This is a genomic window from Rubneribacter badeniensis, from assembly GCF_002899695.1.
GTDB classification, from domain to species: Bacteria; Actinomycetota; Coriobacteriia; order Coriobacteriales; family Eggerthellaceae; genus Rubneribacter; species Rubneribacter badeniensis.
Genome location: NZ_PPEL01000046.1, coordinates 1 through 24,520 on the forward strand (window position 1 = coordinate 1; position 24,520 = coordinate 24,520).

21 protein-coding genes and 1 tRNA gene are annotated in these 24,520 nt (G+C 63.9%); 16 read left to right on the forward strand and 6 right to left on the reverse strand.

Annotated elements, in window-relative coordinates:
- Nucleotides 1-550 precede the first annotated feature (550 nt).
- From dnaB to C2L80_RS08225, 7 genes are all read left to right on the forward strand, one after another.
- Nucleotides 551-1,963 (forward strand): replicative DNA helicase, encoded by a 1,413-nt coding sequence (dnaB, locus tag C2L80_RS08195; RefSeq protein ID WP_087197913.1) that lies wholly within the window; start codon nt 551-553, stop codon nt 1,961-1,963.
- A 36-nt stretch (nt 1,964-1,999) separates the two neighbouring features.
- Nucleotides 2,000-3,286, forward strand: a complete 1,287-nt coding sequence (locus C2L80_RS08200; protein WP_087197915.1) for a metallophosphoesterase family protein — start codon at nt 2,000-2,002, stop codon at nt 3,284-3,286.
- Nucleotides 3,283-5,556, forward strand: coding sequence for an AAA family ATPase (locus C2L80_RS08205; protein WP_103262996.1), 2,274 nt, complete (start codon nt 3,283-3,285; stop codon nt 5,554-5,556). Before C2L80_RS08200 ends, C2L80_RS08205 begins: the two co-directional genes overlap by 4 nt.
- A gap of 43 nt (nt 5,557-5,599) precedes the next feature.
- A complete protein-coding gene (locus C2L80_RS08210) occupies nt 5,600-6,916 on the forward strand; it encodes an adenylosuccinate synthase (protein ID WP_092200443.1) in 1,317 nt (438 codons plus the stop codon).
- A 234-nt stretch (nt 6,917-7,150) separates the two neighbouring features.
- Complete coding sequence (gene purD, locus C2L80_RS08215) at nt 7,151-8,443, forward strand: phosphoribosylamine--glycine ligase (RefSeq protein ID WP_092200440.1); 1,293 nt, start codon at nt 7,151-7,153, stop codon at nt 8,441-8,443.
- The gene (locus C2L80_RS08220) at nt 8,443-9,924 is read left to right on the forward strand and encodes a radical SAM protein (protein ID WP_092200456.1); all 1,482 of its coding nucleotides are present in this window, start codon (nt 8,443-8,445) and stop codon (nt 9,922-9,924) included. The genes purD and C2L80_RS08220 overlap by 1 nt, the downstream gene beginning before the upstream one ends.
- A 215-nt stretch (nt 9,925-10,139) precedes the next feature.
- Nucleotides 10,140-10,215: transfer RNA gene (locus tag C2L80_RS08225), tRNA-Phe, on the forward strand.
- Between the two features lie 124 nt (nt 10,216-10,339).
- Here C2L80_RS08225 and C2L80_RS08230 read toward each other — a convergent pair.
- The gene (locus C2L80_RS08230; protein WP_103262997.1) at nt 10,340-10,570 is read right to left on the reverse strand and encodes a helix-turn-helix domain-containing protein; all 231 of its coding nucleotides are present in this window, start codon (nt 10,568-10,570) and stop codon (nt 10,340-10,342) included.
- A 196-nt stretch (nt 10,571-10,766) separates the two neighbouring features.
- Here C2L80_RS08230 and C2L80_RS08235 point away from each other — a divergent pair, with 196 nt between their 5' ends.
- Both C2L80_RS08235 and C2L80_RS08240 read left to right on the forward strand, forming a co-directional pair.
- Nucleotides 10,767-11,708 carry a hypothetical protein gene (locus C2L80_RS08235; RefSeq protein WP_129589923.1) on the forward strand — a complete coding sequence of 314 codons (942 nt, stop codon included), beginning with the start codon at nt 10,767-10,769 and terminating at the stop codon, nt 11,706-11,708.
- A 10-nt stretch (nt 11,709-11,718) separates the two neighbouring features.
- On the forward strand, nt 11,719-12,153 hold the full coding sequence (locus C2L80_RS08240; protein WP_103262998.1) for a hypothetical protein: 435 nt from the start codon (nt 11,719-11,721) through the stop codon (nt 12,151-12,153).
- A gap of 56 nt (nt 12,154-12,209) precedes the next feature.
- Here the strand turns inward: C2L80_RS08240 and C2L80_RS08245 are convergent, their stop codons facing one another.
- The 3 genes from C2L80_RS08245 to C2L80_RS08255 form a co-directional block, all read right to left on the reverse strand.
- Nucleotides 12,210-12,398 carry a hypothetical protein gene (locus tag C2L80_RS08245; protein ID WP_092200431.1) on the reverse strand — a complete coding sequence of 63 codons (189 nt, stop codon included), beginning with the start codon at nt 12,396-12,398 and terminating at the stop codon, nt 12,210-12,212.
- 282 nt (nt 12,399-12,680) lie between these two features.
- Nucleotides 12,681-13,559, reverse strand: a complete 879-nt coding sequence (locus C2L80_RS08250; RefSeq protein WP_157941042.1) for a radical SAM protein — start codon at nt 13,557-13,559, stop codon at nt 12,681-12,683.
- Nucleotides 13,560-13,572: 13 nt separating this feature from the next.
- Complete coding sequence (locus tag C2L80_RS08255; protein ID WP_092200425.1) at nt 13,573-14,448, reverse strand: radical SAM protein; 876 nt, start codon at nt 14,446-14,448, stop codon at nt 13,573-13,575.
- Nucleotides 14,449-14,746: 298 nt separating this feature from the next.
- Here C2L80_RS08255 and C2L80_RS08260 point away from each other — a divergent pair, with 298 nt between their 5' ends.
- Together C2L80_RS08260 and purE are read left to right on the forward strand one after the other, a co-directional pair.
- On the forward strand, nt 14,747-15,091 hold the full coding sequence (locus tag C2L80_RS08260; RefSeq protein WP_087197938.1) for a winged helix-turn-helix transcriptional regulator: 345 nt from the start codon (nt 14,747-14,749) through the stop codon (nt 15,089-15,091).
- Nucleotides 15,092-15,448: 357 nt separating this feature from the next.
- A complete protein-coding gene (gene purE / locus C2L80_RS08265; RefSeq protein ID WP_103262999.1) occupies nt 15,449-15,919 on the forward strand; it encodes a 5-(carboxyamino)imidazole ribonucleotide mutase in 471 nt (156 codons plus the stop codon).
- 282 nt (nt 15,920-16,201) lie between these two features.
- Here purE and C2L80_RS08270 read toward each other — a convergent pair whose 3' ends face one another.
- On the reverse strand, nt 16,202-16,507 hold the full coding sequence (locus C2L80_RS08270) for a TFIIB-type zinc ribbon-containing protein (RefSeq protein WP_092197766.1): 306 nt from the start codon (nt 16,505-16,507) through the stop codon (nt 16,202-16,204).
- Nucleotides 16,508-16,913: 406 nt separating this feature from the next.
- On the opposite strand from C2L80_RS08270, the gene C2L80_RS14350 reads away from it, so the two are divergent.
- The gene (locus tag C2L80_RS14350; RefSeq protein ID WP_239938836.1) at nt 16,914-19,736 is read left to right on the forward strand and encodes a thiamine pyrophosphate-dependent enzyme; all 2,823 of its coding nucleotides are present in this window, start codon (nt 16,914-16,916) and stop codon (nt 19,734-19,736) included.
- Nucleotides 19,729-20,334, forward strand: coding sequence for an indolepyruvate oxidoreductase subunit beta (locus tag C2L80_RS08285; RefSeq protein WP_103263000.1), 606 nt, complete (start codon nt 19,729-19,731; stop codon nt 20,332-20,334). The genes C2L80_RS14350 and C2L80_RS08285 overlap by 8 nt, the downstream gene beginning before the upstream one ends.
- Nucleotides 20,335-20,403: 69 nt before the next feature.
- Here C2L80_RS08285 and C2L80_RS08290 read toward each other — a convergent pair whose 3' ends face one another.
- Nucleotides 20,404-20,610: a hypothetical protein gene (locus C2L80_RS08290; RefSeq protein WP_087197947.1), complete on the reverse strand. Its 207-nt coding sequence runs from the start codon at nt 20,608-20,610 to the stop codon at nt 20,404-20,406.
- Nucleotides 20,611-20,762: 152 nt separating this feature from the next.
- On the opposite strand from C2L80_RS08290, the gene C2L80_RS08295 reads away from it, so the two are divergent.
- From C2L80_RS08295 to C2L80_RS08305, 3 genes are all read left to right on the forward strand, one after another.
- Nucleotides 20,763-22,004 carry a phenylacetate--CoA ligase family protein gene (locus tag C2L80_RS08295; RefSeq protein ID WP_103263001.1) on the forward strand — a complete coding sequence of 414 codons (1,242 nt, stop codon included), beginning with the start codon at nt 20,763-20,765 and terminating at the stop codon, nt 22,002-22,004.
- A 305-nt stretch (nt 22,005-22,309) separates the two neighbouring features.
- Nucleotides 22,310-22,507, forward strand: coding sequence for a hypothetical protein (locus C2L80_RS08300; protein WP_087197951.1), 198 nt, complete (start codon nt 22,310-22,312; stop codon nt 22,505-22,507).
- A 150-nt stretch (nt 22,508-22,657) separates the two neighbouring features.
- On the forward strand, nt 22,658-24,235 hold the full coding sequence (locus C2L80_RS08305; protein WP_087197952.1) for a sodium:solute symporter family protein: 1,578 nt from the start codon (nt 22,658-22,660) through the stop codon (nt 24,233-24,235).
- Nucleotides 24,236-24,520 lie beyond the last annotated feature (285 nt).

Here is a 24,520-nt window from a genome sequence, read left to right on the forward strand (position 1 = left end):
AAGTACGTGGCCGAGAGCGAGTGGGGCTCGAGGCGCTATCTGGACGTGACTCTGCTGGAGGGGTAGCCGCACCGGACGGCGGGCTTATGAGGCTGTCGGAAAAGTGCGCAAGATTCTTGACGGTACCAACCAAAGTTTTCTTTGCTAATGCGTCGTACTGATGTTGTATTCTTTCCTTGTCGGAAGAATATCGAGCCGAGCTTCCCTTGGTCGGGCGCTTCGGAAGGTCCCTCTCCGTCCGATGGGCAGGGCTTTCCGAAGCACCGGCGGGGCCTTGCCTGGCGCGCCGTCCCAGCCTCTGTCAACGGTGGTTTAGCGTAGACGTTCGGTTTTCATATCCGTATGCCCTGTTCGCGCCCGGATGTTTCACGTGAAACATCCGGGCGCTTGCATGGCTTCGCCCGTTCTCTTCGCCGAGGTTGCGAAAGGGGTCGCGAAAGCGGTTGTGGGAGGAAAGGCAAACGATTCGTTCATGCCCGTGCGGGCCACTCGCTTGAAGGCCTTCGATGAAGTATCATAGGGTCTTCCGCGAACGAGAGAAAGAGAGCGCATGCCCGGCCCCATCGCCCCTTACAATGCAGACTTCGCTCCCGAAGGGGAGGTTGCCGACCGCCGCAAACTCGAACCTCAGAACATCGAGGCCGAGAAATCGGTTCTGGCCGCATGCATGCTCACGCAGGAGGCCATCGAAGAGGTGGCCGCGAAGCTTGTTCCCGACAATTTCTACCGCGCGTCGCATCAGCGTATTTACGAGTCGATGCTCGACTTGTACTCCCGCCATATCCCCATCGACCATATCTCTTTGGCCGACAACCTCAAAGGCACAGGCCAGCTTGAGGCCGTGGGCGGCAAGGCGTATCTGCTCGAGCTCGCGGACAACACGTTCGCGCTGACCAACTGGCAGAACCATGTGGAGATCGTCAAGCGCACGTCCATCCTTCGCGACCTCATCCGCGCTTCCGAGTCCATCAAATCGTTGGCCTACGACGCGCCCGACGACCTGGACTCCGTCGTCGAGGATGCGGAGAAAACGCTGTTCAACGTCACGGAAAAGCGCGTGTCGTCGTCGTTTCAAAAGATGAACACGCTCGTAATGGACGCGTACGAGGAAATCCAGAAGGTGGCGGCCCAGGAGAACAAGATCGTTGGCGTGGCGTCGGGCTTCCGGGACGTCGACGACCTGTTCCATGGTTTCCGCGGCGGCGACCTCGTCATCTTGGCCGCTCGCCCCGGCGTGGGCAAGACGTCGTTCGCCCTCAACTTGGCCACCAACGCGGCGAAGCTCGGCGCGACGGTGGCGTTCCTGTCGCTGGAGATGAGCGCGTCGCAGCTGGTGCAGCGCATCCTGTGCGCCGAGGCGCGCGTGAGCTTGGCGAACGTGCGCGCCGGCAAGGTGCACGACGCCGACTGGGCGGCCATCGTGCAAGCGTCGAGCGAGCTGTCGAACCTCAACATCTACATCGACGACACCCCGGCGCTGTCCATCCTCGAGCTGCGCGCGAAAGCCCGCCGCGAGCTGCGCGATGCCGAGAAGGGGCTTATCGTCGTCGACTACCTGCAACTCATGCAGCCTCCCAAGGCCCGCGCCGACGGCAACCGCGCCGTCGAGGTGGGCGAGATATCGCGCGGCCTCAAAGTGCTCGCGAAAGAGATGGACATGCCCGTGATCGCCCTGTCGCAGCTTTCGCGCGCCGTGGAGATGCGCGGCAAGAAGCGCCCAATGCTGTCCGACCTGCGCGAGTCGGGCTCCATCGAGCAGGACGCCGACATCGTGGCCTTCATCGATCGAAGCATGGACGAGGCCGAGGCCGAGAGCGAGGATCGCCCTGACTTGGGCACGGCCCAGCTCATCGTGGCGAAGCACCGCAACGGCCCTACGCGCGACATACCGCTCGCGTTCAACGCCGAGTACACCCGTTTCATGGATTTCATCGACGATTCGCGCGTGGGCGGCATGATGTAAAGCTCCCGCGCGGCGTTTTCGCGCTACACTGGGGCCATGTCCGAACGCGTCACATTCATCCATGCCGCCGATCTGCACCTCGGCGCGCCCTTCCGCGGCTTGCGGGCGCTTTCGGACGCGTGGGCCGACCGTCTGCTCTCGGCCATCGCCGAGGCGTACGATCGCGTCATCGACGCCGCGATCGTGCGCGAGGTGGATTTCGTGGTGATCGCGGGCGACATCTTCGATTCGGCGCGACCGTCCTATGGCGACTACCTGCACTTCTTCGAAGGCCTCAAGCGCCTGGACGCGGCGGGCATTCCCGCGTACCTCGTGACTGGCAACCACGATCCGTACACGTCGTGGCAGCACGAGTTCTTCTCGCTGCCTCCGAACGCCGTCATGCTTCCCGGCGACCGTCCCGGCTTCGAACTGTTCGAGCGCGACGGCAAGCCTTTGTGCCTTATCGCCGGACGGGGGTACTACAACCAGACGTGGCCCGCTGACGAATGCATCGCCGAAGGGGTGACGCGCGCAGCCGCGATCTCCGCGCTTGCGGGCGCGCATCCGGAGGCGAGCGAGGCTCCGTTCGCCGTGGGCGTGCTGCATGCTGGACTGCATCTCGATCCTGTGAAGGCGCCGGTCGATCCCGAGACGCTCATGAGGGCGGGCATGGATTACTGGGCGCTCGGGCACATCCATCAAAAATACGCCTACCCTTCGTTTGACGATCCGCGCATCGCGTTCTCGGGTTGCATCCAGGGGCGCGATATCAGGGAGACGGGCGAGCGCGGCGTATTCCAGGTGACGCTGCGCGAGGGTTTCGCGAATGAGATCGAGTTCATCCCCACGGCCAGCGTGGTGTGGCAGCGCATGCGTGTGGACGTGTCCGACTGTTCCAACTTGCCCGACGTCACCGACAAGATCATGCGCGAGCTGTTCCGCGAGAACGGCAAGGCGCGGTGCGAGGAGATGGTGGCGCGCATCGTCCTTGAGGGAGCCACCCCGCTGCACGTTCTCTTGGAGCGCCCCGACGTGCTGTGCGAGCTGCGCAAGCATGTGAACGACGCGTACTCCGAGTTCTTCTGCGACGCGCTCGTGGACGCCACCGTTTTGCCGCGCGACAAGGACGCGCTGCGTGCGGAAGGTCTGTTCCCATCCGTGTTTCTGCAGGTGGCCGAAGCGCAACGGCGCAACCCCGACGACGCGGTGGCCTTTCTGCAAGACGAGTTCTTGCGCAAGAACGTGCAGCTTCCCAGCTCTTACACGCGCATGATCGACGAGCTGGCCGAAGATGCGGAGAACCTTGTGCTCGATCTCTTGTTGCAAGGAGACGAGCGATGAAGGCGCCGTTCCTCGAGCATATCAAGCTGCAGAGCTTCGGCGCGTTCACCGATCGCGTCGTGGGGCCGTTCGGGCCGCACCTCAACGTGGTGTTCGGTCGCAACGAGGCGGGGAAGACCACGCTCGCGTCGTTCGTGGGCGGTGTGCTGTTCGGCTGGGAGGAGGCCCGCGGAAACCGCAACACCTACCGTCCGGCCAATGCCGAGAGGGCGGGGTCGTTGTTCTTCTCGGCTGTAGCCGACGAAGAGCCGGCTGGAGAGGAAGGGCCGCTGCCGGAGGAGAAAGGCACTGGTCAATCGGAGGCCTCGACGACTCCAGCGGCAATGAGTGGCCTTGAAACAACCCGCGAGATCGAGCTTTCCCGCGCCCGCAACAGCGAAGGGCTGCAAGGCGACTCGTCGATCGTGGGGGATATCGACAAAGAGACGTTCCGCACCATGTTCTCGCTCACAAGCGACGAGCTGCGCAGCCTGCGCAACACCACCGACGTCACGGCGAAGCTGCTCACGGCGGGGTCGGGCACCGGCGCTTCGCCCGCCCGCGCGCTCTCGGAGGTGCAGGAACGCTTGGCCGAGTACACGTCGCGGGCTGCGGGCATCGAGCATTCGCTTGTGCGTCTGATGTCCGAGCAAGACGAGCTACGCGCGGCCATCGCCCGTGCCGCCGACGAAGCCGAGCGTTTCAAACGCGAGGACAAGGAGTTTCGCGACCTCGGGCCGCAGCGCGACGACTTGAACGCGAGCCTTGACGACCTGAACGCGGCCATCGAGCTGCTCGTTGCCCAACGGGCCAATGCCGAAAAGCTCGATCACGAGATCGACGAGTTACAGGAGCAGATCGTCGGCTTGCGTGACGACGAGGAGGCGCTTGTGATGGAGCGCCGCACAGAGGATGCCGGCGCATCGGCGCTTGCGTCGCTCGATCCTTCGGACGAGCGCGCATTGCGCGACCAAATAGAGGCCCTTGCCGTGGAAGAGGCGAAATGCGATCACGCGGTGGACCTCGCGCAGGACAATTTCGCCACGTCGAAGGCGGCCTACGAGGCGTTGCTGGAATCCGAAGACGAGCGAAGCGAGAGCGAGCGCCGTCGCCGTCAGCGCAGCGTGCAGGTGGGGCTGTCCATCGTGTTGCCGCTCGTGTTCGTGCTGGCGGGCGTGCCGTTGTTCGCGCACGGCCGCGAGATCGCCAGTCTTTCGTTCACGGCGCTCGGCGTGGGCTTGCTCGTGTTCGCCGTGATGCTGGCTTTGGCGGCGTTGGTCATGCTGTTCAGGCCCGACAAGGAGGTCGAAGCCAAGGAGGCGCGCAAGCAGGACGCCCACTGGGTGATGCTGCAGGATAAAAAGAAGCTCGAAGCGTGCCTCGAGAGCCGCGCCGCCTTCAGGGAGCGCGCCCGCGTCCAGCTTGACGCGGTAGGGTTGGACGAGGCGCAGGGGTCGCTGCGCCGTTCGCGGACGCTGCTCGACGAGGCGCAGCATGCGCGCTCCGAGCTCAGTCTGCACCAACAGCGTTGCCAGGCGATCGTATCTCGCCGCACGTCGCTTGAGGAGCGTCTTTCTTCCGCGCGACGCCAGCGCCGTCGTCTGTTCGAGCGTATTGGCATGCCCGCCGAGGCCACGGTGGAGGCTATCGACAGGGCCATCGATCAGAAGACGCGGCAGCGCGCGGGGCTTCGCGAGGCGAGCGAGGGCTTGAACCGGCGCTACGGCGAACTGAAGCAGGAGCTGTCCCGCGCCAAGCATATGCGCGATTTCGACGAGCTCAAGCTGCGCTACCAGCAGGTGCGCACGCGCCTTGACGAGAGCGCGCAAGACTACGCGCGTCTGCTGTTGGCGAGGCGCATGCTGGAATCGGCCATCGCCGCATGGGAAAGCAAGAGCCAGCCGCAGGTGTATCGCCAGGCCAGCCGTCTGCTCTCGCTCATGACCAACGGGCGGTGGACGAAGGTGTCCCTGTCCTGCGACGGATGCTTGGAAGTTGCCGACGCCGTCAAGACCACGCGCGACCCCGCTCATCTGTCTTTGGGCACGTGCCAGCAGCTGTATTTGGCGCTGCGCATCGCGCTTCTCATGGAGGCCGACAACGTGGGTCGCGCCATTCCCATCTTGGCCGACGACATCCTCGTCAACTTCGACTCGGCTCGTCGTGTCGGGGCGGCCGAGGCCTTGGCCGAGCTGGCAAGGCGTCGTCAGGTGATCCTGTTCACGTGCCATGAAGAAATCGTCGAAACTTTGCGCGCCGCCGATCCGACGCTCAACGAAGTGGAACTGTAATATACTGTTGCCCTGTGGGTAGGCAACCTCGAAAGGACACATCATGCCGAGAACAGTGCTCGTCGGCGCTCAATGGGGAGACGAAGGCAAAGGCAAGATCACCGACCTCATTGCGCGCGAATACGACTATGTGGTGCGCTACCAAGGTGGCAACAACGCCGGTCACACGGTCATCCACGGAGACAAGAAGCTGGCGCTGCACCTCATGCCCTCCGGTGTGATGTACGAGCATGCCACGCCCGTGATCGGCAACGGCGTGGTGATCGACCCCGGCGTGCTCATCAAGGAGATGGCCATGCTCGAGGCCGAGGGCATCTCGTGCAAGAACCTCAAGATCAGCTGCGACGCGCACATCATCATGCCCTACCACAAGGATTTCGACGGCGCGGACGAGAAGCGCCTTGGCGACAACAAGATCGGCACCACCAAGCGCGGTATCGGCCCGTGCTACCAGGACAAGGTGGCCCGCAAGGGCATCCGCGTGCAGGATCTGCTGGACGAGAAGATCTTCCGGTTGAAGCTGGAAACGGCGCTCGCGCAGAAGAACCCCGTCTTGCAGAAGATCTACGGGCTGCACACCTACACGGTGGACGAGATCTGCGAAGAGTACCTTCCCTACGCGCGCATCCTGAAACCCTACATGGCCGAGACGGCGCAGCTTCTGAACGAGGCCGTGCGCGCGGGCAAGTCCATCCTCTTCGAGGGCGCGCAGGGCACGCTTTTGGACATCGACCACGGCACGTACCCTTATGTTACCTCGTCGTCGTGCTGCGCGGGCGGCGCGGCCACGGGCACGGGCGTGGGCCCCACGGCCATCGACCGCGTGCTGGGCATCCAGAAAGCCTACATCACGCGCGTGGGCGGCGGTCCTTTCCCCACCGAGCAGCGCTACGCCGAAGACGGCGGCACGGGCGAAGAGGCCGAAGCCGGCGCGCTTCTGTGCGAAGTGGGCCACGAGTACGGGGTGACGACGGGGCGCAAGCGCCGCTGCGGCTGGTTCGACGCGGTGATCGCGCGCTACGCGGCCGAGGTGAACGGCCTCACCGACGTGGCGCTCACCAAGCTTGACGTGCTCTCGGCGTTCGACACCGTGAAGGTGTGCACGGCCTACGAGTGCGACGGCAAAACCTACGACTACTTCCCCATGCAGCAGAGCGTGCTCTTCCACGCGAAGCCCGTGTACGAGGAGTTGCCGGGATGGAAGGGCGTCGACATCACCGGCTGCCGCACGTTCGAGGAGCTTCCCGAGAACGCGCAGCGTTACGTGGAGTACTTGGAGCAGATCACCGGCGTGCGCATCAGCATCATCGCCGTGGGGCCCGATCGCGATCAGACGATCATGCGCGGCTGGGATCGGTGAGGTTTCGCCGTTCTGCCGAGGGGCGGAACGGACGGCGCTGCGAAGCGTCGATGCGCCTGATCTCGCGGCGATGCCGACGGCTTGCGTGCCCGTTGCGCGCACTGCCCTCGCCATCCCCGCGGTTTCGGGCCGTCGGCGCTTCTCGCTGACTGTGCGAACGACCTGCAGGATATCTCGATGTTTCACGTGAAACATCGGATTGCCAAAGCGGTTTTGGGTTTGAAAGGAACTGGTATGAACATCTTGGTGCTGGGCGGCGGCGGTCGCGAGCATGCCATCGTGTGGGCGCTTGCGAGATCCCCGCGCACCGACAACCTGTACGTGGCTCCCGGCAACGGCGGCACGGAGGGCATCGCGCGCAATGTGAGCGGCCTTGACGTGGAGGACGGTCGGGCGGTGCTGGCGTTCGCCGAGGAGCACGGCATCGATCTGGTGGTCGTGGGCCCGGAGGCGCCGCTGGTGGCGGGCGTGGCCGACGTGCTGCGCGCTGCGGGCGTGGCCGTGTTCGGCCCCGACGCGCAGGGTGCCCAGCTGGAAGGCAGCAAGACGTTCAGCAAGGAGTTCATGGAGGCCCATGGCATTCCCACCGCGCGCTACGCGAGCTTCACCGAGCTTGAACCGGCGCTCGCCTACGTGCGCGAGCTGGGTGCGCCCATCGTGGTGAAGGCCGACGGCTTGGCTGCGGGCAAGGGCGTCGTGGTGGCCGAGGACGTGGAAGACGCCGAAGAGGCGTTGCGCGATTGCTTCGACGGCGCGTTCGGGCAGGCGGGCTCCACCGTGGTGGTCGAGGAGTGCCTTACCGGTCCGGAGTGCTCGCTGCTTGCGTTCGTGAGCGGCGGCAAAGCGCACTGCATGGCCACGGCGCAGGATCACAAGCGCGCGTTCGACGGCGACCGCGGGCCGAACACGGGCGGCATGGGCGTGTACTCGCCGGTGCCCATCGTCACGCCTGACGAGCTGGCGTCCATGCACGAGATCATGGAGAAGGCGGCTGCCGCGACGGCCGAGGAGTTCGACTGCGACTACCGCGGCGTGCTGTACGGCGGTTTCATGCTCACGCCCGAAGGCCCGAAGGTGCTTGAGTTCAACGCGCGTTTCGGCGATCCCGAGACGCAGGTGGTGCTGCCGCGTTTGGAGACCGATCTGGTGGACATCATGATGGCCGTGGCCGAGGGGCGTCCTGGCGACATCGACCTGCGTTGGAGCGAGCAGTGGGCGGTGTGCGTGGTGCTGGCGAGCGAAGGCTATCCGGGATCGTACGAGAAGGGCAAGGTCATCCTCGGCATCGATGAGGCCGAGCAGATCGAGGGCGTGACGGTGTTCCATGCCGGCACGGCCAAGAACTTCGACGACGAGCTGGTCACTGCCGGCGGGCGCGTGCTCAACGTGGTGGCGCTGGGCGATTCGTTCGACGAGGCGCGCGAAAAAGCCTACGAGGCGTGCGATCTCATCAATTTTGAGGGCAAGCAGTACCGTTCCGACATCGGCAAACGCGCTGCTGCCGGTCGCGACGCGTGGAGCGCCTGATGCTGTCTGAACGTTTGCTCACCTCCGTCGTGCGGGAATGCACGAAGCGCTACCTGAAGCTTCGGCCCACTGATGACGCGCGGGTGCCCGCGCCTGCGCCGGGGCAGAAGTACATGCTGTACATGCACGTGCCGTTCTGCGAGCGGCTGTGCCCGTACTGCAGCTTCAACCGCTTCCCGTTCTCAGAGGAGCGCGCGCGTCCGTACTTCGCGAACATGCGCCGCGAGATGATGATGCTGAAAGAGCTGGGCTACGATTTTGAGAGCTTGTACGTGGGCGGCGGTACGCCCACCATCATGATCGACGAGCTGTGCGACACCATTGATCTGGCGCGCGAGACGTTCTCCCTCAAAGAGGTGTCGAGCGAGACGAACCCGAACCACCTGATCCCGTCGTATCTGGACAAGCTGCAGGGTCGCGTGCAGCGTCTGTCCGTGGGTGTGCAGAGCTTCGATGACGGGCTGCTCAAGCAGATGGACCGCTTTGACAAGTACGGCTGCGGGCAGGAGATCATGGAGCGTATCCAGGAGGCCAGCCCGTACTTCGTCTCGATGAACGCGGACATGATCTTCAACTTCCCTGCGCAGACCGAGGACATCCTCATCAGCGACATCGAGCGCGTGGTGGAAAGCGGCGCGAGCCAAACCACGTTCTACCCACTTATGGCGTCGCCGAGTGTGGCGCGCTCGCTGGCGCGCACCGTGGGTCCGGTGGATTATCGTCGCGAACAGCGTTTCTACGAAATCATCTGCGAGCTTTTGACCGGCGGTAGCGACCCGCTGTTCGAGCACGGTTCGGCGTGGACGTTCAATCGCCTGTCGGTTCCGTCGGCTTGCCAGCCGACGGAACGGGCCGACGCTGCGGCTTCCCCCAGCACCCCGCCTCGCGGCGATGTCGGAGGCTCACGTACCGAGGTACGCTACGCCTCCGCCATCCCCACGATGCAGGGCACTGGGGAAACCCTCGCTGACGTTGGTGGACCTGCGGAAGCCCCGCGTGCGATGATCGACGAGTACGTGGTGGATTACGAGGAGTACCCGGCCATCGGATCGGGCGGCATCACGTATCTGGGCGAGAGCTTGTATGTGAACACGTTCTCGGTGAAGGATTACAATGCGGCCATCGAATCCGGCCGCATGTCGCTCATGGGCAAGACGACGTTCAGCAAGCGCGACCGCATGCGCTACCGGTTCATGATGCAGCTGTTCGGGCTGCGGCTGGACAAGGTGGCGTGGGAGCGCGATTTCGGCTGCACGGTGGAGGCGGGGCTGCCTGTGGAGATGGCGTTCATGAAGGCTGCGGGCGCGTTCGACCGCGACACGCGCGACGAGTTGACGCTCACGCCGCACGGTCGCTACCTCATGGTGGTGATGATGCGCCAGTTCTTCATCGGTGTGAACAACCTGCGCGATCAGGCTCGCGCCGCGCTTACCGGCGAGGAGCGGGAGCTTTTGTTCGGCGAAGGCTGCGCGTGCAAGTAGCGGGCGGTGGCTGCGGGGTTGCGCTTGGAGGGGTGCCGCCCGTGCGGCCTGTCCATGCGGTTCGTGTATCCCGTGCGCTCTCCTGTCGCGCCGCCGCCGCGCGCCGCGCCGCCGCGCCCGCGCTCGAATGTTTCACGTGAAACATTTTCGGGGGAGCGCTTGACCGGCGGGCGGGCGACCGGTACAATATCGTCTCGCGCCGATGAGGCGTTTCCGGTCGGGTAGCTCAGTTGGTAGAGCAGGGGACTGAAAATCCCCGTGCCGGCGGTTCAAGTCCGTCTCCGACCACCACACATCGAAGGGAGCCGCAAGGCTCCCTTTTCATTAGCTATTCGATTTCTTTCGGCTTTGATAGTCGTGCGAGGCGATTGTTGCAACAATCGCATTCGAGTGGTGGCTTGGTGGGCGGCCAATACTATTTGTCGAACAACTCCGAGTTGAAGAACTCTGCCAAGGTCACCCCGAGGCCGTTCGCTATTCGCTCAAGGTTGACAAGTGATGTGTTGCGTTTGCCCGTCTCCACTTCTGCGAAGTACGTCCTTGCCATTCCGATGCCCCACGCGAAACTCTCTTGACTCAGGCCCGTCTTCGCTCGCAGTTCCTTGATGCGAAGACCCGTTCTCATCTTTATATCCAGTTCTGTCATGCGTGAGCCTTTCTCCGATAGGCTCACATCGTTTCCGATAGCCCTCTATGAGTTACACCTATATCAGTGACAATTTGCGATATAGTGTCTACATGTCTATTGATAGGAGGGCTTGATGCGTCGATGCATATGGTTGGTATTTGGAGTGATGCTTGCTATGTCGTTGGCGGGATGCGCACAGCAAGAAGCGACCGAGGTGGCAAACGAAGAGGTTCCCGCACTCCAAGAGAAGACAGCTGATGACTATGTGAATGAGGGGACCTTCTCGACCGATTGCCCCGTAAGTGGGTCTACAGCGGGGGCCGTTTGGTACGACAGCGGTTATCAGGTTAAAACGATGGATGGAACGCTGGTTGAAAACGACGCGCTGGTTGTTGAAGCTGGTCTGACCGTGAAAGCAAGCTCTCCAAGTACCGAATGGGGAATAGGCTTCTGCGTGGCGTTGCTCGATGGCGATGGAAGCTACCTATGTAGTTATGGCGGCTGGAAGAACGGCCCGACTGGCTCAAGAGAAGCAAGCGTTGTTTGCGAGAATTTCAGCCAATTGGCTGAAAAGTACGGCATACCGCAGAGATATGAACTGTACGTGGTGAGGTGCTACGTCGGTGAAGGAAACTGGTGGGGGTTCACTGACGAGGGGCAACTTTTTGTAACGGCCACTGAGCCAGTGGGATACGAAGCGGTGAAGAAAGCTGGAAAGCTCATAGGCGAGGGGAGTGTCCAGCGTAGCGGGGACGCAAGCGGCAACGTTGGGGGAAACGTCTCGTCTGGCTCTTCTTCGGTCGAGCGCTACAGGCAAAGCGATTCCGATAACTCCGCACCCGCAGATGAGCAACAATTGAAGCTATATCGCGCGCAGGACGATGTGGTGTATACGCTGAGCGTCGGTGCTTCTGAATGGAACATTGGAAGCCAAGTCATGAGCGGAAATGGCGGTGGCGGTCTAGTGCTGCGGGGTACGGTAGAGAACGGGTTGCTTGTCGCCGAGACTGGAGCCGTTTACCAGATGGATAGCTTGGCGGGCGGTGCGAAGGTCGTATGCGTCGATAAAGCCGACGGCACGGTGGCCTTTATGGAGGGGGACTACTCGGAAGACAAAGGCAAAGCCGACGAAGCGGCTCTGAGCTACGTGCGATAAGGGGCGAGCCATGGAAAAGAAAGCAATCGACCGTAAACGTTTCTGGACACCAGGTATGATAGCCACTCTCGCTGCGCTTGCTCTCATTGTTCTTTTCGTCGGAGCGTTTGCGGCCACGGGGATTTCCTCCTGCTCGAAAGAAACACAGGGCCTGTCTGGCACGTGGTACGCACGGGCCACGGATGTTGTCGATGGAAGCGAGGTGTGGGCGAATCTCATGCTTGATGGAGACAGGTGGGAAGTAACGGGAGATTTCGCCATGAGCGGCAAGCTCAAGAAAGCTGGAGATACCTATCAGTTTTTCAAGAAAGACGGCGTTACCCTAACGGCAACGGCTTCGAAAAGCGCTGACGGCCAAAGGTTGGTATTCGATAGGAAACTCATTGGCTTCACTGGGGAAGAGGTCTTCTACAGCTCCAAAGCCGATGCGAAGACGGGTTCATGAACAAATCGGCTTTTATCTATTCGAGTGGCAGAGGCTCCTGTAGGGAGCCTCTGCTGTTACAGCGTCCGTTGCAAAAAGGCACAAGTAGCTTCAAGCTCATGTCGTGCTACAACAACCGCTCCGGCATACAGGTTGTCCTCGTTTTCGAGAGCATCCCCTACGGCCAGTAGCAAACTGGTTAAGTTGACCAGATCGCTATATAGCGTCTCCGCATCGAGACTCAGGTTCCGTGCCTTCTCCTCCATCACTGTGCCTCTCTGTAACGTGTACGAATTCTGTACATGACTACAGGGAGTTGCGGGGTCAAACAAGTCCCTCTGTTTCCCTCGGTTGTTCGTAAATGACCTGTCAGTGTTTTATAGGGTTGAACAGGCGTTACATGCCGTCGGTTCAAGTCCGTCTCCGACCACCACACATCGAAGGGAGCCGTAAGGCTCCCTTTTTTTGCGTGTGGTGAAACCCGCCTCGGCGATTCCGGATTTGCTGACCAGCATCAGGGGGCGGGCAGATCGTCCTGCCGTCAACCGCTAGGGTTCGCGAAGCTCGCGGCGGTACGCGGCCAGCGCGTCTTCGTCGATATGCGTGCGGGCGTGGTCGAGCGTTGCGAGGATGCGGTCCCGATCATAGGGAAGCAGCCCCGCCACGGGGATGGCGTTCGTGGGCGAGCGCGCATCGAAAAACGTCCTGAAGGAGAGGCCGCGCACAAGCTCGATCAGCTCGTCGATCCGCTCGGCTTCGCTCGCGGTCGCGAACGACCCTTCGCGCACGCGCCGCTCGAAACGGGAGCCGGGGAAGATGGTGAGCGAGGTCGTTCCGAAGAACCGGGGCCGCAGGTTGTTGACCGCCTCCACGGTGCGTCGCGCCGTCGCCCGACCGCGCCCGTCGCCCGCAAGCCCCGTCATGTAGATGAGGCTGTATTCCATCCCCGCCCGTTCGAGCCGTAGGCACTGCTCCGTCACATCGCGCGCCGTGTACCCTTTGCCCGCGAGGGCGAGCGTGCGGTCGTCGACGCTCTCCATGCCGATCACCAAGCCGCCCACGCGCAGCAGCGAGAGGCGGTGCAGTTCGCGGTCGCTGTAGCGCTTGATGTCGCGGACGGAGGCGAACATGGCGATGGTCTGCATTTTGATAAGGCGGTCGCGCACGGCCAGCGCCCGGTCTTCGAGGTGGCGAAATCCCATTTGGAAGGGGTCGCCTCCGGTGAGCCACAGGCGGCGCGCGGAGGGGACGACGGCTTTCAGTTCGTCGAGGTCGCGGCAGAAGCGCTCGAGCGGAACCACGCGGAACCGTTCCTGTTCGTACAGGGTGCAAAACGCACAGCGGCCCCATGCGCAACCGCTCGTGGCTTCGATGACGGGCGTCCAGCGTTCGAAGGCTGGACGCCAGGTGCGTCCGGAGAATTCCACAAGCCCTTCCTCCTCATAGCGAGCGGACGCGACGCCGATAGTTTTCCAAGGCGCGTTCGTCGCAGCTGTTGATCGCGCGGTCGAGGGCCGAGAGGATGCGGGATCGGTCGTTCGGCAACATCCCCTCCACGTGAACGGTGTCGGACACGTGCGCGGTGGAAAGGAACGTCTCGATTTTAAGGCCCGCAACCAGTTCGCGCACCTCTTTGAGGCGTTCCAGTTCGCCGGCGGGGGCGAAACGGCCTTGCTTCACGTCGAGCGCAAGGCGCGAATCGGGGAACAGCGTCATCGAAAGCACGCCGATGATGCGCGGCTTCGTCTGGTTGAATGTCTCGGCACTCGCCTGCGCGGCCTCGATGCAGCGTCCGGCTCCGGCCATTCCCGAAAGGTAGAAGAAGTAATAGCCGATGCCCGCCGCGTCAAGTCTGCGGCACTGCTGCACGATGTCGGCCGCCGTATGGCCCTTTTCCATGAAGCCGAGCGAAGGGTCGTGACCGCTTTCCACGCCGATGGTGAGGCCGTCCACGCCGAGTTCGGCCCAGCGCGCCAAGTCGGCGTCGGTCTTGCGCTGCAAATCGCCGATGCGCACGAAGCCCCCGATGCTTCGCACGTTCGGAAGCGCTTTCCGGACGCTTTGCAAGATGGGCGTGAGCTTTGTTTCGCTGATGCCGAAGGGGTTCGCGCCGGTGAGCCACACGCGTTGCGCGTGCGGATGGAAGCGCTGCAATTCGGCAAGATCGGCTTTCACCTCGGAGAGCGGCGAAAGCGAGAACGGGTCTTGGTAGAGCGAGCAGAAGCGGCAGCGGTGGTGCGTGCAGCCGACGGTGACCTGCAGCAACGCCGATCCTGCTTCATAGGGCGGTCGCCAAATCGTTCCGGTGAAATGCATGGTGTTTCCTTCCTGTGGTTTGCCTTGCGCGGAACTGTGCCTTAAAGCAACGGAAAAAAGTAGTACTATCTTTTCTTGGAGTAAGGGGAATTTCGGCGGCGTGTGACGAATGCGACATCGCCGCCCGCTCTTTTGCCGCATCGTCTGGTGTATGCGGGGGGGGGCGGGGATTGGCGGCTCGTGATCGGAGCGCATGAGGAACACGCTGTGTTGGTGTGCGCATCGGGTGGGTTCCATCGTGCGACGTTGGCGCGGGCGGGCGGGTCGGGCGTGTTTCGGCGCAAGGAGGCGAAGGCGAATGGCGGTGAGGCAAGGCGCGTTGGTGGCGCGGTGCCCCTATGTTTCCAAGGTGCAGGCGGTGGTGGGTGGCCGCTGGAAGATCGAGCTGCTGTACTACATCGGCATCAAGGGCGTGCGGCGCTTCGGCGCCATCAAACGGTGCGTCGGCGGCATCTCCGATTCGACGCTTTCCAAGCAGCTACGCGAGTTGGAACGCGACGGCCTTATCTCACGTCACGACTTCGGCGAGGTGCCGCCGCGCGTGGAGTACCGCCTCACACCGCGCGGCGAGGGCTTTGTTCCCGTGTTGGAGGCGTTGCGCGAGTGGGGGGAACGGGAGTTCGCCGAGGACAGGCCGTTGTAGGCACCGCGTCGTGCCGCATTGGCGTGCGCCATGTTGGAGTGCGCTGCGGTGCGGTACAATAGGAACGGCGTCCTTTGCGGGACGGCGTCTCTTACGGAACGATGTCCCTTGCAGGGCCGGATGCTTCACGTGAAACATCCGTACGTTTCTCAGGGCGATCTGCCGATTGGCGTGCATATCGGTTCCGCAAGGATCGTCCCGCTGATCGGTGCGTGCTGGTGGGGCATGAAGGGTGCCGTGCGAGCGGCGTTTGGGAGCTGTCGCACGCGCTCTATGGAGGCGCCGTGCGTGATGTCGCGTGGAAAGCGCTGTGCGGGAGGGCCGCGCAGTTGGAAGAATGCTTGGGAAGGAGCGGATATGGCTTGGGACGAGGGTGCGCCGGTGGTGGGCATCATCATGGGAAGCACGTCGGACATGCCGGCGATGGAGCCGTGCATGCAGCAGCTGGAGGAGTTCGGCGTGCCCTACGAGGTGAAGGTGGCGAGCGCGCATCGCAAGCCGGCTGAGGTGCACGAGTGGGCGAGCACCGCGCACGAGCGCGGTATCCGCGTCATCATCGCGGCGGCGGGCAAGGCGGCTCATCTGGGCGGCGTCGTGGCGGCCTACACGCCAAACCCGGTGATCACTGTGCCCATGAAGACGAGCGACCTCGGTGGCCTCGATTCGCTGCTGTCGATGGTGCAGATGCCCAGCGGCGTGCCGGTGGCGTGCGTGGCCATCAACGGCGCGAAGAACGCGGCCATCCTGGCCGTGCAGATGTTGGGCACCGGCTGCGACGAGGCGCACCAGAAGATCATCGACTTCAAAACCGCGATGGCAGAGGCGTAGCGGCAGAGGTGCAGCGCCATGAAAAGTTGTGCGCGAATGCTTAGAGCACGAGACGAACGCCGTACATGATGTCGCGCTGAGCGGGCGGCGCGTGCGACGTGTCGCTTGACATGCGGTTCGAGCAGAAGCAGCTTGCGAATGCGACGGGCGCGGGACGCGGAAGCGCGCAGTCTGACCGTGCCCCGCGTCCCGTGCCCTATACCCCGCGCCCCGTGCCCTGTATCTCGTACCCCGCCGAACGTCACACGTGTCGGCGACGCGCGCGGATGATCGCGGTTTCGGCTAATCGCCGAACTCGAACAGGTCGCTCAGGAAGTCGCCAGGTCGCTTCTTCTTATGGCGCTTGCGGTAGTCGTCGTAATCGGGATGCTTGTTGAAGCGCTTGTCCGAGCGGCGGTAATCGTCGTCGTAACTCATCGGCGGCGTGTACGACGCGGGGGCGGGAGACGCGGACGATGAAGATCGTTCGATGATCTTGTCCAATTCGCCGCGATCGAGCCATACGCCGCGACACTGCGGGCAGTAATCGATCTCGATCCCCTGACGTTCGCTCATAACCAAATCGACAGCGCAGAGGGGGCACTTCATTCGACACCTACTCTCTCTCGGAAATGCCTGAACGGATGAAATGGTATCGAAGTCGGGCGCGCGCCATCGTCGCGTCGCCAAACCGTTACCTCGATTTGACATTGGGCGGTGCGCGTGCCGCTTTGACATCAGGCGCCGCGCACCCCGCTCCACCTTTGTTGGGTGCCGCGCCCGCCGCCCACCTTTGTCTGAACGTGTGCCAGCTATCCGCGCTCAGGTGCGGCCGCTTATGAGGCTCTTTAACGGGGTGCGCGTTCGCGCGTGACGGCGGGTTCCTTTCGCAGATGCGCTCTGGCAGGTTCGCGCGCATTTGCTATCATGGCGCAAAGGAATGTTTCACGTGAAACATCTGTTCTGATGGCGAGAGCGGTTCGACCAGGTGACGAGAGCGGGGCGAACGAAGATCATGGCGAAGAAACTGCTGATGGGCAACGAGGCGTTCGCCCATGCGGCGCTGGAGGCGGGCGTGCGCGTGGCGGCGGGATATCCCGGCACGCCGTCGTCCGAGGTCATAGAGACGATTGCGAAGCTACACGCCGCCGGCACCGCGCGCGACGTGCATGTGGAATGGTCGACGAACGAGAAGGCCGCGCTGGAGCTTTTGGCCGGCGCAGCGTATGCCGGCGCGCGCTGCCTGTTCACGTGCAAACAGGTGGGACTGAACGTGGCGAGCGACGCGCTCATGAGCCTGAACTACGTGGGCGTGAAGGGCGGGCTCGTGCTGTTCGTGGCCGACGACCCCGGCCCCATCTCGTCGCAGACCGAGCAGGACACGCGCCGGTTTGCGGCGTTCGCGAAGCTGCCGGTGCTGGATCCCTCCACGCCCGAAGAGGGGTTCGCCATGATGAAGGCCGCGTTCGATCTGTCCGAACGCTACGGCACGCCCGTCATCGTGCGTCCGACGACGCGTATCTGCCACGCCTCGACGTTCTTCGAGGTGGTCGACGTCACTGACGCGCGCCCCGTCCCCGATGAGGGCTTCGTGCGCGATTCCAAGTGGGTAATCTTCCCGCGCCGCGCATGGGAGGCCCACGGCGAGATCAACGAGCGCTTGCGGCTGATCGCGCGCGATTTCTGCGAAGAGCCCGCGCTGGCGGCGTTTAACGTGCTAGCTGAAGTGCCGGAGGGTGGTGCCGCGGAAGCGTGCGGCGAGGCAGAAGAGCGTGCTGCGGTGGAGAGGACCCGCGCAGAGAGGGCACGTGCTGCGGAAGAGACGTGCGGCGCAGAGGGTAGGCGAGCTGCAGCGAGAGCGTGCGGTGCGGAGAGGGTGCCCGGTGCGATGGATGTTTCACGTGAAACATCCATCGATGAAAAAGCTATTCGCGAAGGAGGCGCTTCTCGGAAAGACGTCGCCGAGAAAAGCGGCTGCGAATCGGGGGCCGGCGAAAAAGTTGTCGGCACGGCGCGTGTGGGCATTTTGGCAGGGGGCGTGTCGGCGGCGTACGCGCGCGAGGCGCTACGGATGCTGGAGGCCCGCGCTGTAGCATGGGGCGCAGAGAATGCGGAAACCGGCGGCACGGCGCGCGATGCCGCGGTGGCGGGCGCGGACGCGGTGACCGGGTCGAATGCGGTGTGCGGCAATGCGGCGTACGACAGTGCTGCGGATGGTCGCGCGAAGGACACGGCAACGTGCGCTGCGCTTCCATCGTATCGGTTCATGCAGGTGGGGACGCCCTATCCCTTCCCCGAGGATGCCGTGGCGCGGTTCGCCGAAGGATTGGAGCGCGTGCTGGTATTGGAAGAGCTCGACCACGTGCTGGAGGACGGTCTGCTGGTGCTGGCGGGCAAGGGCCGCGCCGCGTGCGAGGTGCGCGGACGCCTGACCGGCGACGCGCGCGACCGCGGCGAGAACGACGTGGACGACATCGCATGTCGCATCGCGCGATTCTTTGGTATGAGGGAACTTGCTTTCGACGCGTCAGATGTTTCACGTGAAACATCGTCGGCGATGTCTGCGGAGACTGCTGCAGAAACGATGGTTGCTACATCTGCGGCGGTTGTTGCGCCGTCGGAGATCGCTGCATCTTCAGCGACTTCGGCGGTTCCAGCAGCTTCAGCAACCCCTGATCTACTGGCGGCTACGGCAGGTTCGGCGGCCGCTGTGTCTCCGATGGCTGCTGCGGGTTCGACAGCCCCTGCGTCTTCGGTGGCCTCTGCAGGCTCGGCGGCCGCTGCGACCTCGGCTGTCCATGAGGCGGCCCGTGCGAAGGATCGGTCGGGCGCGCCCGCGCTCGCTCCTTCGGACGCGCTTGCGTTCGACGCGACTCTTCCCGTGCGGCCTCCGGTGCTGTGCGCGGGCTGCCCGCATCGCGGCAGCTTCTACGCGGTGAAGCGCGCGCTGGGGAAAACGCCCGCCGTGCTGTGCGGAGACATCGGCTGCTACACGCTGGGCAACGCCAAGCCGCTCGATGCGGTGGACACGTGCCTGTGCATGGGCGCAGGCATCACGATGGCGCAGGGTTTTGCCGTGGCCGAGCCGCAGAAGAAGCACGTGGCATTCGTGGGCGACTCCACGTTCTTCGCCAGCGGCCTGACCGGCGTCGTGAACGCCGTGTACAACGGCCACGACATCACCGTGTGCGTGCTGGACAACGCCACCACCGCCATGACCGGCTCGCAACCGCATCCCGGTACGGGTGTGACGCTGATGGGGCCGCGCCGCACGCCGGTGTCCATCCGGCGCGTGCTGGAGGCCCTCGGCGTGGAATGCATCGTGCGGGCGGATCCGCTCGACCGCGCCGGGGCCGAGGCTGCGGCGCGCGAGGCGTTGGCGTTCGAGGGGCCGTCGGCTATCCTGTTCGAGAGCCCGTGCGTGCAGCTGGTGCGCCCCGGCGCGCCGGCGCAGGTGGACGCGGACGCATGCACGGGTTGCAAGAAGTGCATCACCGAGATCGGCTGCCCCGGCATCGGCTTTAACGCCGACGCGCGCGGCCCGAAGAGCAAGGAGCGCGGCCAAGCGTTCGTGGATGCGAGCCTTTGCAACGGCTGCGGCCTCTGCGTGCAGATATGCCCGTTCAACGCGCTGGAGATCCCCGTATCGCAAACGGATGTTTCACGTGAAACATCTGGCGAGGGGGTGTCGGACAACTCATCGGTGCGGCGTCCGTCGGGGAAGGTGGCTGCGGAGGCGGAAAGCCCCGCTGCTGCGGATGAAATCGCGGCGAAGCGGTCGGCGGGGAACCCGTCGGCGGCAGCCGAACCGTCGGTGGAAGGAGGTCCTTGTGCGTAACGTGCTGTTGGCGGGTGTGGGCGGGCAGGGGACCGTCCTCGCGGCGAAGGTGCTGGCGCAGGCTGCGCAGGAGAAGGGCTGGCAGGTGCGCACGGCCGAGACGATCGGCATGGCGCAGCGCGGCGGCAGCGTGGTGTCGCATGTGCGCATGGGCGATGCGGGCGAGGAGGTGCTGGCGCCGCTGGTGGCGCAGGGCACGGCCGACCTTATCATCGCGTTCGAGCCGGCCGAGGGCGCACGCGTGCTGCCCTATCTCGCGCCTAACGGCGTGCTGGTGTCTGCCACTACGGCCATCCAGCCGGTGACGGCGACGCTGTCGAACGAGCCGTACCGTAGCGAGGAGGTGGCGGCCCGCTTGGATGCCCTGCTGAACAGCGGTTCCTCCCGGCGCTTCGTGGCCGTGGACGACGGGCGCATCCTGCGGCAGATGGGAGGCCGCAAGGTGCTCAACACCGTGCTGCTGGCGTGCGCGCTGGCCACCGGGTGGCTCCCTCTGACCCTCGACGACCTGCGCTGCGCGATCCGCGCATGCGTGAAGCCGCAGTTCGTGGACATGAACCTGCAATCCGCCGACGCGGCGGTGCGGGAAACGGCGTAAGGGAGGCACGCGCCGCTGCGGCGCGGAGAGCGACGCGGGGGCGGTGCCACGATGCCGCAGCGTACGACGTCACGGCGCCACAGCGCGGGTACGGCGTCGCGCTGCCACGGCACGGTGCCACAGCGCCACAACGCCACGGCTCCACGGCACGCAGCGCACGGCGCCACGATGCCGCAGCGCCACGATGCGCGCGATGCCTCTCTCGATGAGGCTTCCCCTCTTTGCATTCGCGTCGTCTTCGCCTACAATGAAGCGCATGGCGAACGCATTCGACATCTGCATCCTTCAAGTCGTGCCGCAGGGCACGGCTGGTCGATGGCTTTAGCTTCAAGACTCGCGCAAGCGAGCTTGAAGCGCATCTACGCCGTAATCCGCGTGCACGTGTGCCCATCGCATCATCGTGTCCATCGCCTTGAAGGAGGCTTCCCATGGAACTTACGCCCGAGCAGTTCGGCCTTGTCAAAGAGCAATTCAAAACCCTCAAAGACCGTTCTGCCTTCTACGCCGAGAAGTTCGCGGACATCGATTTGACCGATGTCCAAACCCAAGAGGATTTCGAGAAATTGCCGTTCTCCGAGAAGGACGACCTGCGCCGCGCCTACCCGTTGGGACTGCAGGCCGTGCCCGACGAGGAGGTCGTGCGCATCCACAGCTCCAGCGGAACCACGGGCACGCCGGTCATCATCCCGTACACGGTCCAGGACGTGGTCGATTGGGCTGTTCAGTTCGCGCGCTGCTACGAGACGGCAGGCATCACAAACACCGACCGCATCCAGATCACGCCCGGGTACGGCTTGTGGACGGCGGGCATCGGCTTTCAGCTGGGCGCCGAGCGCTTGGGCGCGATGGCCGTGCCGATGGGGCCCGGCAACACCGAGAAGCAGCTGAAGATGATGCAGGACTTGAAGTCCACCGTGTTGTGCGCCACCAGCTCTTACGCGCTGCTTCTGGCCGAGGAGATCGCCGCGCGCGGCATCCGCGACAAGCTGTGCCTGCGCAAGGGCGTCATCGGAAGCGAGCGTTGGGGCGACAAGATGCGCGCGCGCATCGCGGGCGAGCTGGGCGTGGAGATCTTCGACATCTACGGCCTCACCGAAGTGTACGGTCCGGGCATCGGCATCTCGTGCTCCGAGCACCACGGCATGCACGTGTGGGCCGACTACGTGTACGCCGAGGTGGTCGATCCCGAAACCGGCCGTCCGCTGCCCGACGGTGAGGTGGGCGAGCTGGTGCTTACCACGCTGCGCAAGCAGGGCACGCCGCTCATTCGCTATCGTACGCACGACCTCACGCGCATCATCCCCGGCGACTGCGCGTGCGCGCACGGCGGCAGGCATCCGCGCATCGACACGCTGACGGGGCGCACCGACGACATGTTCAAGGTGAAGGGCTGCAACATCTTCCCCGCTCAGGTGGAGGAGGTCATCGCGGCCACCGACGGCACTTCGAGCGAGTACCAGGTGATGATCGAGAACATCAGCGGCAAGGACGTGCTCACCGTGCTGTTCGAGACGCCGCTGACAGGCGAAGCGCGCGAGCGCGCGCAGGAGGAGCTTGCCCTCATCTTCAAGGCGAAGTGCGGCTGCACGCCCGATGCCAAAGGCGTTCCCATGGGCGAGCTTCCGCGCTCGGAGAAGAAGACGAAGCGCATCTTCGACAGCCGGTACTAGAAACGTTTGGCGTGGACGGCGCGTTGAGCGTGCGCGGCACGCTCTGAGCCGTCCACATCGCCATTCCAAGGTGCCCAACGCACCCATTGTCGCCCGAAAGACACGTTTTCAGGCTCAGAAACGTGTCTTTCGGGCGACAATGTTTTTGGAGTTGAGCGCCAGTAGCGGCTGGAGGCGATCAGCGGGCGGGCAGGTCGGAGTCGGTCGGGGCGGGGCGGTCGGTCGGGGCGGGTCGCAACGACGCGGCAGCAGCGCATGCGGTTTTTCTGCTGCTGATCGACGCTCCACTGTGGTAGAGTAGGCGCATGCATTCCGCGAAGGGACATACGGGGCACACCGTCGTCGACGAGCGCTGGCGGTTCGAGCTCGCCCTCGCCGACGCGTGCTGCGCGTTCGCGCCGCGCGCTTCCGAATGCCTCGCGCCCGCGCTCGACAGCGGCAAGGCACCCCAAAGCGGCGATTCCTACCGCGCCATCTCCTACTATTCCTATCGATACCTGTAGCACATGGGTTTGCTCGGTGCGTCTTTGCGCGTTCCGGCAAGGTCATGTGCGCCTCTCGGCGAGACGCTTGCGCGAAGCGTCTCGCAACAATGCGCTGTGATGAAAGACGCATGTTTCACGTGAAACATCTGAGAGGAACGGGATAATCTTATGATCGAGAAGCTATGCATGGTGATCATCTTCGTCGGCGCGGCGGTGGGCGTGGGCATTTACTGCCGACGAACGACCGGCAGCGTCGACGGGTTCGTGCTGGGCGGGCGCAACGTGGGCCCGTGGATGTCGGCTTTCGCATTCGGCACCAGCTACTTTTCCGCCGTTATCTTCGTGGGCTACGCTGGGCAGTTCGGCTGGAAGTACGGCATCGCCGCCACGTGGATCGGCATCGGCAACGCCATCCTGGGCAGCTTGCTTGCCTGGTGGGTGCTCGGTCCGCGCACGCGCGAGGTGACGCACCGCCTGGGTGCGTCCACGATGCCCGAGTTCTTCGGCGCGCGTTACCGGTCGAAGGGTTTGCGCATCGCGGCCGCGGCCATCATCTTCGTGTTCCTCATCCCGTACACGGCCAGCGTCTACAACGGCCTGTCGCGGCTGTTCGGCATGGCGTTCGGGCTGCCCTACGAGGTGTGTGTCATCGGCATGGCGGTTATCACCTGCATCTACGTGGTGCTGGGCGGCTACATGGCCACCGTCATGAACGACTTCATCCAGGGCATCGTCATGTTGGCGGGCATCGTCGCCGTCATCGTGGCAGTGCTGGCGAACAACGGGGGTTTCACCGAGGCCATCACGTCGCTGTCGCTCATTCCGGCCGAGGGCTCCGAAATGGCGGGGCCGTTCGTGAGCTTCTTCGGGCCGAACCTGCCCGACCTCATTGGCGTCGTCATCCTCACCAGCTTGGGCACCTGGGGTCTGCCGCAGATGGTGCAGAAGTTCTACGCCATCAAGAGCGGCCCGGCCATCAAGCAGGGCGCCATCATCTCCACGGTGTTCGCCATGGTGGTGGCGGGAGGCAGCTACTTTTTGGGCGGGTTCGGGCGTTTGTATGGCGGGCAGGTTGAGATGACGGCAGCGGGCGCGCCGGTGTACGACTCCATCATCCCCACCATGCTGTCCACGCTGCCCGACCTGCTCATCGGCATTGTCATCGTGCTGGTGCTGAGCGCGTCCATGTCTACGCTCTCCTCCCTGGTGCTCACGTCGTCGTCCACGCTCACGCTCGACCTCATCAAGGACAACGTCGTCAAGGACATGAGCGAGCAGAGGCAGCTTGGCTGCATGCGCGTGCTGCTGGTGGCGTTCATCGCGGTGTCGGCGGCGCTTGCGCTTGTGCAGTACACGTCATCCATCACGTTCATCGCTCAGCTCATGAGCATCTCGTGGGGCGCGCTGGCGGGCGCGTTTCTGGGGCCGTTTTTCTGGGGGCTGTACTCGCGGCGCGTGTCGCGCGCGGGCGTGTGGGCCAGCTTTGTCGTGGGCGTGGGCTTGACGACGGGGAACATGATTGCCGGACTTGCGGGCACTCCGCTCATCGCGTCGCCCATCAATTGCGGCGCCCTCGCCATGGTGCTGTCGTTGATCGTGGTACCGGCGGTCAGCCTGGTGACGAAGCGCGTGCCGTTCGAGGTGGATCCCGTGCATGGCGAAGGGGCCATCGATCGCGAATACGCATGCGAGTTGGAACTTGACGCGGACGAAGAGACGTGCGTAGGCGCGCATCCTCGCTCGTAAGCCGGTTTGAAGGTCGATCCGTAGGCTGATCCGAAAGCGGCCGTTGGGATCTTCGAGACGGTTTCGGCGGGTGTTTCACGTGAAACACCCGCTTGCGCGTGCGCGTGGCACCGACCGGGGATCGCGTGGAGGTTGCGGTTCGGGTTGGCAGGCGCGCCGCGCTGCGTGACGTGCCGCGCTGTGTGACTCTCGGCTTCGATCAGGGGGGTCGGGAAAGGAGGTCGGGAACTCAGGAGGGGGCCCAGGGAAGCTGGGAGGGAGATCGGGAGGTCGGAGGGGGTCGGG